This window comes from Pseudomonas sp. 22072 (genome assembly GCF_052046095.1).
In the GTDB taxonomy this organism is placed as follows: domain Bacteria; phylum Pseudomonadota; class Gammaproteobacteria; order Pseudomonadales; family Pseudomonadaceae; genus Aquipseudomonas; species Aquipseudomonas paracarnis.
Genome location: NZ_JBQEQE010000001.1, coordinates 62,380 through 74,672 on the forward strand (window position 1 = coordinate 62,380; position 12,293 = coordinate 74,672).

At 60.0% G+C, this 12,293-nt stretch carries 12 protein-coding genes; 4 read left to right on the plus strand and 8 right to left on the minus strand.

Annotated elements, in window-relative coordinates:
* Positions 1-15: 15 nt before the first annotated feature.
* From ACTJLA_RS00300 to ACTJLA_RS00320, 5 genes are all read right to left on the minus strand, one after another.
* Entirely contained in the window at positions 16-747 is a 732-nt protein-coding gene (locus tag ACTJLA_RS00300) for a carbonic anhydrase (protein WP_003187331.1), read from the minus strand.
* A gap of 228 nt (positions 748-975) precedes the next feature.
* Positions 976-2,034 carry a PA0069 family radical SAM protein gene (locus ACTJLA_RS00305; RefSeq protein ID WP_034129221.1) on the minus strand — a complete coding sequence of 353 codons (1,059 nt, stop codon included), beginning with the start codon at positions 2,032-2,034 and terminating at the stop codon, positions 976-978.
* Between the two features lie 82 nt (positions 2,035-2,116).
* On the minus strand, positions 2,117-3,415 hold the full coding sequence (locus ACTJLA_RS00310; protein WP_072445700.1) for a cytochrome c: 1,299 nt from the start codon (positions 3,413-3,415) through the stop codon (positions 2,117-2,119).
* Positions 3,416-3,427: 12 nt separating this feature from the next.
* The gene (locus ACTJLA_RS00315) at positions 3,428-5,212 is read right to left on the minus strand and encodes a GMC family oxidoreductase (RefSeq protein ID WP_032894333.1); all 1,785 of its coding nucleotides are present in this window, start codon (positions 5,210-5,212) and stop codon (positions 3,428-3,430) included.
* 2 nt (positions 5,213-5,214) lie between these two features.
* Positions 5,215-5,967: a gluconate 2-dehydrogenase subunit 3 family protein gene (locus ACTJLA_RS00320; protein WP_054897245.1), complete on the minus strand. Its 753-nt coding sequence runs from the start codon at positions 5,965-5,967 to the stop codon at positions 5,215-5,217.
* A 275-nt stretch (positions 5,968-6,242) separates the two neighbouring features.
* On the opposite strand from ACTJLA_RS00320, the gene ACTJLA_RS00325 reads away from it, so the two are divergent.
* Complete coding sequence (locus ACTJLA_RS00325; RefSeq protein WP_057975184.1) at positions 6,243-6,893, plus strand: dual specificity protein phosphatase family protein; 651 nt, start codon at positions 6,243-6,245, stop codon at positions 6,891-6,893.
* A 108-nt stretch (positions 6,894-7,001) separates the two neighbouring features.
* Here ACTJLA_RS00325 and ACTJLA_RS00330 read toward each other — a convergent pair whose 3' ends face one another.
* On the minus strand, positions 7,002-7,277 hold the full coding sequence (locus ACTJLA_RS00330) for a YheV family putative zinc ribbon protein (protein WP_020301415.1): 276 nt from the start codon (positions 7,275-7,277) through the stop codon (positions 7,002-7,004).
* The gene (gene prlC, locus ACTJLA_RS00335; protein ID WP_089041579.1) at positions 7,274-9,325 is read right to left on the minus strand and encodes an oligopeptidase A; all 2,052 of its coding nucleotides are present in this window, start codon (positions 9,323-9,325) and stop codon (positions 7,274-7,276) included. The genes ACTJLA_RS00330 and prlC overlap by 4 nt, the downstream gene beginning before the upstream one ends.
* 101 nt (positions 9,326-9,426) lie before the next feature.
* Between prlC and ACTJLA_RS00340 the strand changes: the two genes are divergently transcribed.
* Together ACTJLA_RS00340 and ACTJLA_RS00345 are read left to right on the plus strand one after the other, a co-directional pair.
* On the plus strand, positions 9,427-9,969 hold the full coding sequence (locus ACTJLA_RS00340) for a gamma carbonic anhydrase family protein (RefSeq protein ID WP_054897248.1): 543 nt from the start codon (positions 9,427-9,429) through the stop codon (positions 9,967-9,969).
* Positions 9,966-10,625, plus strand: coding sequence for an HAD family hydrolase (locus ACTJLA_RS00345; RefSeq protein WP_034129215.1), 660 nt, complete (start codon positions 9,966-9,968; stop codon positions 10,623-10,625). Before ACTJLA_RS00340 ends, ACTJLA_RS00345 begins: the two co-directional genes overlap by 4 nt.
* A 90-nt stretch (positions 10,626-10,715) precedes the next feature.
* Here ACTJLA_RS00345 and ACTJLA_RS00350 read toward each other — a convergent pair whose 3' ends face one another.
* Positions 10,716-11,759, minus strand: a complete 1,044-nt coding sequence (locus ACTJLA_RS00350) for an aminopeptidase (protein WP_054920964.1) — start codon at positions 11,757-11,759, stop codon at positions 10,716-10,718.
* 110 nt (positions 11,760-11,869) lie between these two features.
* Between ACTJLA_RS00350 and ACTJLA_RS00355 the strand changes: the two genes are divergently transcribed.
* Positions 11,870-12,292 carry a PA0061/PA0062 family lipoprotein gene (locus ACTJLA_RS00355; RefSeq protein WP_057975188.1) on the plus strand — a complete coding sequence of 141 codons (423 nt, stop codon included), beginning with the start codon at positions 11,870-11,872 and terminating at the stop codon, positions 12,290-12,292.
* Position 12,293: the final 1 nt, after the last annotated feature.

The window sequence follows — 12,293 nt, forward strand, 5'->3', positions numbered from 1 at the left end:
CGGCAGGGAAGTGTTTTAGAAGCGCGCTTTAGGCGTCGCTGAAGGGATCGGCTCGGTGCCGTTCAGCGGTCGGAACGCCGCTTTGTCCGCATCGTAGGCCCGAATTTCGCTGGTCTCGATGTTGTAGATCCAACCATGGATAAACAAATGACCATTGGCCATGCGCGAAGCCACGGAAGGGTGGGTACGCAAATGTTGCAGTTGGGCGATGACGTTTTCTTCGGTCAGCACCGCCATGCTCTCACCTTCGTTGGCGCAGTCGCAGTTGTCATGGACCATGGTCTTGGCGACCTCGGCGTGACGCAACCAGGCCTTGACCGTCGGCATCTTTTCCAGACTGTCGGGGTTGAGCACGGCACGCATGGCGCCGCAGTCCGAATGCCCGCACACGATGATGTGCTGTACGCCAAGGGCGAGCACAGCGTATTCGATAGCCGTGGAAACACCGCCGTTCATCTGGCCGTAGGGCGGCACCACGTTACCGACGTTACGGGTCACGAACAGGTCGCCTGGGGAGCTCTGGGTGATCAGCTCGGGCACGATGCGCGAGTCGGCGCAGGTGATGAACATCGCCCGTGGGCTCTGGGCGGTGGCGAGTTTCTTGAAGAGTTCTTCCTGCTGGGGGAAGACGTCGTGATGGAAATGCAAAAAGCCGTCAACGATATGCTGCAGCGCTGCATCGGCGGATTCCGCCACCTGAGGGGCTGAAGCCGACGCAGCCAACGGCTGTTTATCCTTGTCACTCATGATTCATCCTCTTGATCAATGCAGGGGAGGGTTCAGGTCAGTTCGACGCCATGGCGGTGAAATAGTTGTAAAACAAGCACCGGCCAGGCCGCCGACTCATCAGTCACTCGCTGAACAAGGTAACCGTCGAAACTTAACTCAAACTGAATGAACCGCTCTAGAACGCGGGTTTCAGTGATATCAAAACGCGACTATTCCTACAGCAAAGGTGCACGTCTCTCCCTCAGTCTACAACAAAGCCATCTGCCTGCCCGGTGGGCAAAACGCCGTGCAATCAAGGTTGAACCCTTCCCGCCGATTCAGCCCCAGACGCTTGATCGCCTTGCTGAAACGCTGCGCCAGCAAATCGGCAAACGGCCCTTCACCGCGCATACGCACGCCAAACCGGCTGTCATACACCTCACCCCCGCGTACTTGACGCACCAGGCTCATCACATGGGTTGCTCGCTGGGGGTAATGGGCCGCCAGCCACTCCTCGAACAACGGCGCCACCTCCAACGGCAGGCGCAGCATCATATACGCCGCGCTTTGTGCGCCGGCCGCGTGAGCTTCGGTAAGCAGGCTCTCCAGCTCGCTGTCGTTGATCATCGGGATCATTGGCGAACAAAGCACGCCCACCGGGATGCCTGCGTCGCGCATTACCCGAATCGCCCGCAGCCGTGCCTTGGGGGCCGCCGTGCGCGGTTCCAGGATGCGCTTGAGCTCGTCGTCCAGGCTGGTGAGGCTGATCATCACCCCCACCAGGCGCTGGCGGGCCAACTCGGTCAGCAGGTCGAGGTCGCGCAGGATCAGCGAGCCCTTGGTGATGATCGTCACTGGGTGGCGGTAGCGCAGCAGTACTTCAAGGGTTTGCCGGGTGATCCGGTATTCGCGCTCGATTGGCTGGTACGGATCGGTATTGGAACCCAGGTTGATCGGCGCACACACGTAGCCCGGCTTGGACAGCTGCTGTTCCAGCACATCGGCCGCGTTGCTCTTGGCAATCAATCTGGTTTCAAAGTCCAGCCCGGGCGACATGTCCCAATAGGCATGGCTGGGCCGCGCATAGCAGTAGATGCAACCATGTTCACAACCACGATACGGGTTGATCGACCGATCAAACGGCAAGTCCGGCGAGTTGTTGCGGGTGATGATGGTCTTGGCCGTTTCGATACGCACTTCGGTGCCTTGGGTCGGCGGCACTTCCTGATACCAACCGTCGTCCTCGGCCACGCTGACGGTGGGTGCAAAGCGATTATGCAGATTGGTGGCCGTACCCCGGCCACGGGGCGGCAGCGCAGTAGACATGAAAACGCCTCGATACTGTTTTTATATACAGTATCGAGGCGCGAGGTTTCTGACCAGTGCCGTTGGGCGGCCAGCGAACTTATCAGTGCTTTTGCGTCACCTGCCCCAGGTCATCGCCCGAGGTGGTGTGCAGATCGTTTTTGCGCAGGTCCGCCACATCGCTCGCCTTGACCGGCGCGCCCTGGTTGCCCCAGCTGCCACGGATAAAACTGACCACATCCGCCACTTCCTGGTCCGACAGACGCCAGGCGAACGCTGGCATAGTGAAGGTTGATGGCGCCGCATGGGTGGCCGGCAAGGTGCCGCCGTTCAACACAATGTTGATCAACGACGTGGCATCTGCCGTCTGCAACACCGGGTTGCCCGCCAGCGCCGGGAATACCCGCGTATAGCCATGGCCGTCGGTACGGTGGCAGGCCGCGCAGTTGTCGATATACACCGAGGCGCCCGGCTTGCTGTCATCACCTTTCCAGAGCGCTTGCGCTACCTGCTTGTCGTACTGGTGCGGCTGGTCCTTCGGATCGACTGCCGGCAGGCTCTTGAGGTATCGCGCGATAGCGGTCAGGTCATCTTCCGACATGTACTGCATGCTATGGACGACAACATCGCTCATACCGCCGAACACCGCACTGCGGTCACTGCGGCCGGTCTTGAGAAACTGCACCAGTTGCTCTTCGCTCCAGCTGCCGAGGCCGTCCTTGTGGTCGCCGCGCAGGCTTTTGGCAATCCAGCCTTCCAACGGCGCACTGCCAGAAAGGAAGGCGCTGCCGTCCGTGGCACTCAGGGCTTTTTCCTGCATGGTCAGGGCACGCGGCGTATGGCAGGCGCCGCAATGTCCGAGACCTTCCACCAGGTAGGCACCGCGATCGATCACCGGGTCGGCAGCGGCTTGCGGCTGATGCGCCTCGACTGCCGGGGCAAACATCCAGCGCCAGGCCGCCAACGGCCAACGCATGCTCAAGGGCCAGGGAATATCGCTGTCCTTGTTTTCCTGGGCAACCGGTTCGACCCCCTTCATGAAGTACGCATACAGCGCTTGCATATCGCTGTCGCTGACACGTGCATAAGACGGGTAAGGCATCGCCGGGTAAAGCGTACTACCGTTCTTGGCGACACCATGGCGCACGGCCTTGTCGAAATCCTCGAAGCTGTAGTCGCCCAGGCCGGTCTTGTCCGGGGTGATGTTGGTGGAGTAGATCACGCCAATAGGCGTTTCCATCGGCAGGCCGCCAGCGAAGGGCTTGCCACCCTTGGCGGTATGGCAGGCAACACAGTCGCCGGCGCGCGCCAGGTATTCACCCTGCTTGATCAGATCGGTTTCGGCGGCGCTGATCGAGCAGCTGCTGAACAGCGCCAGGGAGGCGATAACGAGTGCTTTCATGGTCATCGCTCCTTATGCCTGAACCAGCGGGCCGGGGTTTTTGAGGTACTGCTCGCGAATCGCGCGAGCCGACCAGTAGGTCAACGCTGCCACCAGGCCGGTAGGGTTGTAGCCCAAGCCTTGTGGGAAAGCGGAAGCACCAGGGACAAAGACGTTGTGCACATCCCAGCTCTGCAAGTAGCGGTTCAACGCACTGGTTTTCGGGTCGGTGCCCATGATCGCGCCGCCGTTGAGGTGGGTGGTCTGGTAGGAGGCGGTATTGAAATGCTCACCAACCTTTTTACCCAGCACGGCGATGGCCTTGGGGTTCATGGCCTGGGCCACTTTGCCCATTTTTTCCATCATGAAGCGGTTCATCTTGATATCGTTTTCTTGCCAGTCGAAGGTCATGCGCAGCAGCGGCAGGCCGTAGGCATCGCGATAAACCGGGTCCAGATCCAGGTAGTTGCTCCGGTAGGATTGATGGGCACCGTGAGAATCCATTGAGACCTGATGGGTGTAGTAATCGGCGGTGGCGCGCTTCCAGGCACTGCCCCAGGCCGGCGTACCCGGCGGGTTGGACGTACCGGCAATCGGCCGGCTGCCCGCCTGGTTGACCCACATCGGCGAACCACCCACGAAGCCGTGGGGGCCATGGTCAAAGTTGTCGGCGTTGAAGTCGTCGATGGCCACGCCATTGCCGCCCGCGCCGATAAAGTTGTTGGTGTGGGTGTCCTTGTCGAAGAACGCCTTGATGGTGCCCATGTTCTGGTAGGCGAAGTTGCGGCCTACCACACCCTCGTTGGTAATCGGGTCGTAGGGTTTGCCGATGCCGGACAGCAGCATCAGGCGCACGTTATGGAACTGGAAGGCGCCAAGAATCACCAGGTCAGCCGGTTGTTCACACTCGCGGCCCTGGGCGTCGATGTAGGTCACGCCGGTGGCTTTCTTCTTGGTGCTGTCGAGGTTGACCTTGAGCACGTGGGAATTGGGCCGCAGCTCGAAGTTGGGCACCTGGCGCAAGGCCGGCAGGATGTTCACGTTCGGCGAAGCCTTGGAGTACATGTAGCACACGTAGCCACTGCAAAACCCGCAGAAGTTGCACGGGCCCATCTGCGCACCGTAGGGGTTGGTGTACGGCCCCGACGTATTGGCCGAAGGCAGGTTGTAAGGTTTGTAACCTACGTCGGTCGCCGCTTTCTGAAACAGCTGGGCGGAGACAGTATTTTTCTGCGCCTCCAGCGGGAACGGGTTGGAGCGATCCGGCGCGTAGGGGTTGCCGCCACGGCCTTCACCGACCAGTTGGCCCTTGACCGTCCAGGCTTGGCCGGAGGTGCCAAAGACTTTTTCCGCATAGTCGAAAAACGGCTCCAGCTCTTCGTAGCTGACGCCGAAGTCCTGGATGGTCATGTCCTTGGGAATGAAGTTCTTCCCGTAGCGCTCTTCGTAATGGCTGCGCATGCGCAGCTCAATCGGGTCGACGCGAAAATGCACGCCCGACCAGTGCAACCCCGCACCACCAACGCCATTGCCCGGCAAGAACGCGCCCAACTGACGATTGGGCAGGGCGACGTCATTCACGCTGTGGCGAATGGTCACCGTTTCTTTGGAGATGTCCTGGAACAGCTTCTTACGCACGCTGTAGGTCAATTCGTCGATGACCTGGGGATAGTTGCCGTCTGGATAAGTGTCCTGCATCGGGCCGCGCTCCAGCGCTACCACGTTGAGGCCCGCTTCTGTCAGCTCTTTGGCCATGATCGCGCCCGTCCAGCCGAAGCCCACAATCACTGCATCCACTTTCTTCATGATGGTCGCCACGTTTACGCCCTCTCGCCGCGAATGGAAACAGCCGGGAAGGGGTATTGCTCGTTGCGTTCCACCCAATCCATGAAATCGGCGCGGGCGCCGGGGAAGCCGATCATGGTCCAGCCGACCATGCCTTTATTACCGCCGTGGATAGGGTCGCAGAAAAAGCCTTCCTTGGTGTTTTGCAGCAAAAGGTTGAAGAACATCTTGGGCGGCACCGCGTCGAAGTGCGCCGCCACTTCGCTGCCGCCAGCCTCCAGACGCCTAAGCATATCGTCTCGGGTAGCGCTGTCTTGCGCAGCAAAAGCCTTACCGTTGAACGCTTTCGACCACGCATCCGTACAAGCAATGCCGAGGCGATAGATCTCCTTGGGTACCAATTTGCTTTGCCAGCCCATCTCCGGCGCCGCATCAGCGTTGAACGGGCCTTGCATGAACCACAGGGCGCCACTGGCGTAAGGGGTGTTCATCTGGCGGTCGATGTATTCCGGCGCGCCAGCTTCCAAGGCACCTGGGCCTTGGGCGTCAGCGGGAATCAAGCGCTCGACGGCGGCGTTGATAAACGCCCATTCCTCGGCCGTGAAATAACTTGGCTCGTAGGCTTTGTCGCTGACCGCGGGTTTGGCCGGCTCGGCCTGGGCCGGTTCCGGAGTGGCCATCAACATCGAACCGCCAAGGCCGGTGCTGGCAACCGTGACCACCGGGATCAAGGTCAAGGATTTGCGTAAAAAGTCACGCCGGGGGTTGTCTTGATCTTGATCAGACATAGGTACACCTCATCATGTGGTCACGGGTTTATCCGCCGCTTCTGGGAGCAGCGTGAAGGCTTTGCCGCTAATTGGATCCAAGCAGACACAGCACAATGGCAAACATTAGTTACAAATGATAGCAGGCTAAGAATTCAGAGGCGTCGATTCGGTGACAAAAACACCGGATCAGATCGCAAGCATCACGATTCTTTGACACGGACCTCACGCCGTATTGACCCGCTTTAAGTGAATCTGCGGCCCATCAGCCACTTCCTAGCTCGGTCACGACGTTCATGTTCAACACACGCTTACTCCTCGTTCTCGGCCTGGCGCTCATGAGCCTGTTCAGCACCGTACAAGCCGATGAGGCTGCGTCGATCCGCTCGCCGGAGTGGGCCCAGCCGGTGGGTAACCAATACAACCTGCACCAGATGACACCCACGCTCTATCGCAGCGCATTGCCGGATGGACGTGCGCTGCCGTTATTGCAAAAACTCAAGATCGTTACGGTCATCAACTTCCTGCCAGAATCTGATACGCAGTGGCTCCAATCCTCTGATATCAAACAGGTGCAGTTGAGCTATCGAACCAACCACGTCGACGATGCCGACGTGCTGGCGGCAATCAGAGCGATTCAGGCAGCAGAGGCCGATGGCCCGGTGTTGATGCATTGCAAGCACGGCGCCGACCGCACCGGCCTGATGGCAGCGATGTATCGGGTGGTGGTTCAAGGGTGGAGCAAGGAGGACGCGCTGAACGAAATGACCTTGGGCGGCTTTGGCAGCAGCAATGGTTTCAAGGATGGCGTTCGCTACATGATGAAAGCCGATGTCGACAAGTTGCGCACAGCTTTGGCGAATGGGGATTGCAGCACCAGCGCCTTTGCGTTGTGCTCAATGAAAGGCTGGATCACCACAACGGGTAAGGAAGAAAAAAAATTATAGGAGCGAGCTTGCTCGCGAAGAACGTTAACGATAACGCGCGTTTTCCTGGATAAACGCCGCGCTGTTGAGTTCTTCGCGAGCAAGCTCGCTCCTACAGTGAGTGCCGGCTTAGTCTTTTTTCAGCTTCGGGTTCGGGAAGAACTGCACTGCCTGCACCTTAGGATCGGCCGGCGCTTTCAACGCGGTGGTATTGACCCTAGTGCCCAATTCCTTGGGCACCGACAGGCCTTGATCATTCAGCGTATCGGTATACCCGCAGGCCACGCATTCGCGGTGCGGCACGCTGTCTTCGGTCCACATCTTCAACTTGTCCGGCTCGCTGCACGCCGGGCAGACCGCCCCGGCGATAAATTGCTTTTTGGTAATCACAGGCCCTTCACTCATGCTGCCGCGTCCTCACTCAAGCCGCTGTGGCGCAAGAGTGCGTCAATCGACGGCGCGCGTCCGCGGAAATCGACGAACAGCACCATCGGCGCCTGGGAGCCGCCACGGGCCAGGATGGCTTCACGGAAGGCACGCCCGGTCTGGGCGTTGAGCACGCCGTCTTCCTCAAACTTGGAGAACGCGTCCGCCGACAGCACTTCCGCCCATTTGTAGCTGTAGTAACCCGCCGCATAACCGCCGGCGAAGATGTGAGCGAAGCTGTTGGGGAAGCGGTTGTAGGCCGGTGGGCGCATGACTGAGACTTCATCGCGCACGCCTTCAAGTACCTGGGCCACGCTGCGACCATCGCCATGGGTGGCGTGCAGTTCAAAGTCGAACAGCGAGAACTCCAGCTGACGCACCATCATCAGGCCGGACTGGAAGTTTTTCGCCGCGAGCATTTTTTCCAGCAGGTCCTGGGGCAGGGGCTCGCCGGTTTCGTAGTGGCCGGAGATCAGCGCCAGGCCTTCAGGCTCCCAGCACCAGTTCTCCATGAATTGGCTCGGCAGTTCCACCGCGTCCCACGCCACACCGTTGATACCGGATACGCCGGCGTGCTCCACGCGGGTGAGCAGGTGATGCAGGCCGTGGCCGAATTCGTGGAACAGGGTGGTGACTTCATCGTGGGTCAGCAGTGCAGGCTTGCCACTGTCGGCCGGGGTGAAGTTGCACACCAGGTTGGCCACGGGGCTTTGCAGCACGCCATCAAGGGTACGGCGGCGGTCACGGGCACCATCCATCCAGGCACCGCCACGCTTGTTGGCGCGGGCATACAGGTCGAAGAAGAAGCGTCCGACGTGCTCGCCGTTCTCCTTGATCTCGAACAAGCGCACATCCGGGTGCCAGGTGTCGAAGCCTTTAAGCTCAGCGATCTCGATGCCGTACAGGCGCTGCACAATGGCAAACAGGCCGCCCAGCACTTTGTCGATGGGGAAGTAGGCGCGCAGCGCTTCCTGGGACACGCTGTAGCGCTGCTCACGCAGTTTTTCGCCGTAGAAACCGCTGTCCCAGCTCTGCAGATCAGCGCAGCCTTGCTCGGCGGCGTAGGCCTTGAGTTGCTGCAGGTCCTGGGCGGCGAACGGCTTGCTGCGCTTGGCCAGGTCGCGCAGGAAGCTCAGCACTTGGTCGCTGGATTCGGCCATCTTGGTGGCCAGGCTCAGCTCGGAGAACGACGCATAACCCAACAATTGGGCCAGTTCCTGACGCAGGTCGAGGATCTGCTCCATCACCGGGCCGTTATCGTTCTGACCGGCATTCGGGCCCTGGTCCGACGCACGGGTGCAGTAGGCGGCGTACACCTCTTCACGCAGGGCGCGGTCCTGGGCGTAGGTCATGACGGCGTAGTAGCTGGGGAATTCCAACGTGATCAGCCAGCCGTCGAGGCCCTTGGCCTGGGCGGCGGCAGCCATTTGCGCCTTGGCCGAATCGGTCAGGCCGGTAAGTATCGCCTCATCAGTGACGTGCTTGGTCCAGGCCTGGGTGGCGTCCAGCAACTGGTTGGAGAATTTGCTGCCCAACTCGGACAGCTTGCTCTGCACCTCGGCGTAGCGTTTTTGCTGCTCCGGCGGCAAATCAATACCAGACAGGCGGAAGTCACGCAGGGAGTGTTCCAGAATGGTTTTTTGCGCCACATCGAAACCGGCAGCTTCCGGGCTGTTGGCCAGGGCTTCGAAGGCCTGGAACAGCTCACGGTTCTGGCCCATTTCGGTGGAGTAGGCGCTCAATGCCGGCAGACACGCCTCGTAGGCTTCGCGCAGTTCGGCGCTGTTGCACACGGCATTGAGGTGGCTGACCGGGCTCCAGGCCGCGCCAAGGCGATCATTGAGTTCATCCATGGCCAGGACCAGGCCTGCCCACGTCGGATTTTTACCCTGGCTTTGCAGGATCTCTGCGATTGCCACGCGGTTGTCGGCGAGGATCTGTTCGATGGCCGGCTGCACGTGCTCGGCACGGATCGCCGAGAACGGCGGCAGGTCGTAGGACTGCAAAAGAGGGTTGTTCGCGCTCACGGTGGGCACCTTGGCTGAAGAAACATGTAGAACAAAGATGGGGCCATCTTAATTACAATCAACACCCACCGCAGCTATCAGCAGAAGAGAGAGAGGCTATCGTGACCCTTCGCACCTATCAGAACCACACGCCAACCCTCGGCGCCGGGGCGTTTGTCGATATTTCGGCGGTGGTGATCGGCGATGTCGAAATCGGCACTGACAGCTCGGTTTGGCCGCTGACGGTGATTCGCGGCGATATGCACCGCATCCGCATCGGTGCGCGCACCAGCGTGCAAGACGGCTGCGTGCTGCACATTACCCATGCCGGGCCGTTCAATCCGCAGGGTTACCCGTTGCTGATCGGCGACGATGTGACCATCGCCCACAAAGTCATGCTGCATGGCTGCACCGTGGGTAACCGCGTCCTGATCGGCATGGGCAGTATCGTGATGGATGGCGCCGTGGTCGAAGACGACGTGATCATCGGCGCCGGCAGCCTGGTGCCGCCAGGCAAGAAACTCGACAGTGGTTTTTTGTATGTGGGCAGCCCGGTCAAACAGGTTCGCGCATTGACTGACAAAGAACGCGCCTTTTTCACCTACAGCGCTGCGAACTACGTGAAGCTCAAAGACCTGCACCTGGCTGAAGGATTCGATCAATGACCCTGCATCACCCCACCGTCCTGTTCGACCTGGACGGCACCCTCACCGACCCACGCGAGGGCATTACCCGTTCGATCCAGTACGCCCTGGCCAAACTGGGCATTGATGAGCCCGACCTGACCAAACTCGAACACTTCATCGGCCCGCCCTTGCTGCAGGCGTTCATGCAGTTTTACGCCTTCGACGAGGCCAAGGCATGGGAGGCGGTGAATTTCTACCGTGAGCGCTTCAAGGTCACCGGCCTGTACGAAAACCGCGTGTTCGACGGCGTCATGCCGTTATTGGAAGAGCTGAACAGCCAAGGGCGTCAGCTTTACGTAGCCACCTCCAAACCGTGGGAATTTGCCCGCGAGATTGCGCGGCATTTCGACTTTGCCAAGTACTTCAAGGTGATCTACGGCAGCGAACTGGACGGCACGCGTACCAACAAGGTCGAGTTGATCGCGCATTTGATGCGTGAGGAACGGCTGGACCCGGCCACCACCTTGATGATCGGTGATCGCAAGCATGACCTGATCGGCGCACGCAGTAATGGGCTGGATTCGGCCGCCGTGGGGTATGGGTTTGGTAGTTTTGAAGAGCTGAGTGCCGAGGCACCGACCTGGCATTTCGAGACGTTGGACCAGATGCATCAGGCGTTTTTGCAGCGTCCTTGAGACCGCTTTCGCAGGCAAGCCAGCTCCCACAGTTGACCGATTTTCAACATGAGGATGCGGNGTGGGAGCTGGCTTGCCTGCGATAAGGCCCTAACGGCCAACCCTCTCCAACTGCCTCAACGCCGCTTTACGCTGCTCCACCGGCAGCCCACCCAACTTCTCCACCGCCGCATAAAACCTCACCCAATCCCCGCCTTCCCGCGCAAACAACGCCGCAAACGCCGGCACCCATTGGTCATACAACCCAAACGGCAAAAGCCGCGCGTTATTCATCGGCTGGTTAATCCAGGCGTCATAACGCTTGTCACCACCCCATTGGCTATCACGCAGGTGCCGGTATTCACTACGCAACTGCTCGAATTGCGCCGCTTTGGCACGGCGCATCGCGTCCGCTGCCAACGGCTGCGCGTACAACGCCTCCAGGCGTCTACGGGTATCGAGAATCAGCCGGATAAATTGATCGCGTTGCTTCAACGCCGCATCGCCGACAGGCGCCAGGCCCCGCGCCGCACGCCATTGGCGCGTGCCCTCCTGCTCGACAAAACTGGCATAGGACTCGTTGAACTCGGTGTCGTCCTTCACGTAGAAGCGCTGGTGGGCCAGCTCATGGAAGATCAGCGTGGCAAGGCGCTCATCGCCCCAGCTCATCATCGAGCTCATGATCGGGTCGTTGAACCAGCCCAGGGTGGAGTAGGCCTCCACGCCGCCGATCGACACATCCATGCCCTGTTGCCGCAACAGCGCCGCCTCGCCCCGGGCCGCACCTTGGTTGTAGTAGCCGCGATAGGCGACGCAACCGGCGATGGGAAAGCAATGGTTCTGGGGTGACAGAGAAAATTCCTGCGTGGCGAAGACATTCCAGACCACATAGGGTCGGCCGATATCGGCATAGAGTCGGTAACTTTGATTGTCCGGCAGGTGCAGATGTTCACTGGCAAAGGTTCGAGCTTTCTGCGATTGAGCCAGATGCTCGCGCAGCAGTGGCGGGCGAGCAGGGTCGGCGATGACCTCGGCAACCGGCTCCCGGGCCCGCAACAGGTGCCACTGGCCACTCGCCAACTGGCTGTAATAACTGACACTGGAGCAGCCGCTGAGCAGCAAAACCATCAGTCCTGGAAGAAAACGCCTGATCATGCACTGACTGCTCCTGGGTGATGGGTTCGCCAGACTATCGCGCTTGCAGGGGATTTTTCCACGGCGTGGCGTGTTTATACTCAAGCCTCTTCTCGTGTTGAGTACTTGCCATGCGCCCGCTCTTGCTTCCCGTCGCCGCTGTATTCCTCAGCGCTTGCGCCTCGACCCCCATCCCCCCCGTGGACCCGCAGCAGGCCTGGGTCGATTTCACCACGCCCACCCCGGGTTCCAAGTTGGTAATGGCTCAGCGCCTGGACGGGAAAAACCTCGACGACGGGCGCTTTTTTCAAATGCCTCCCGGCCCTCACGAGCTGATGGTGCGCTTTGACTTTGAAGTGCCCGCTGGCGGCGGCCTGGGTGGCCTCAGCCAGATGATGTATCGCACCTGCTTCATGACGCTGCAGTACGACCACTTTCAGGCCGGCCAGCGCTATGTGCTGGAAGGGCGCTCACTGGCGTTCACGCCCAACATCCGGCTGTACGACTCAACCCGCCAGCTATTGGCCGAAGAGCGCAGCGTGAACTGCATCTGAG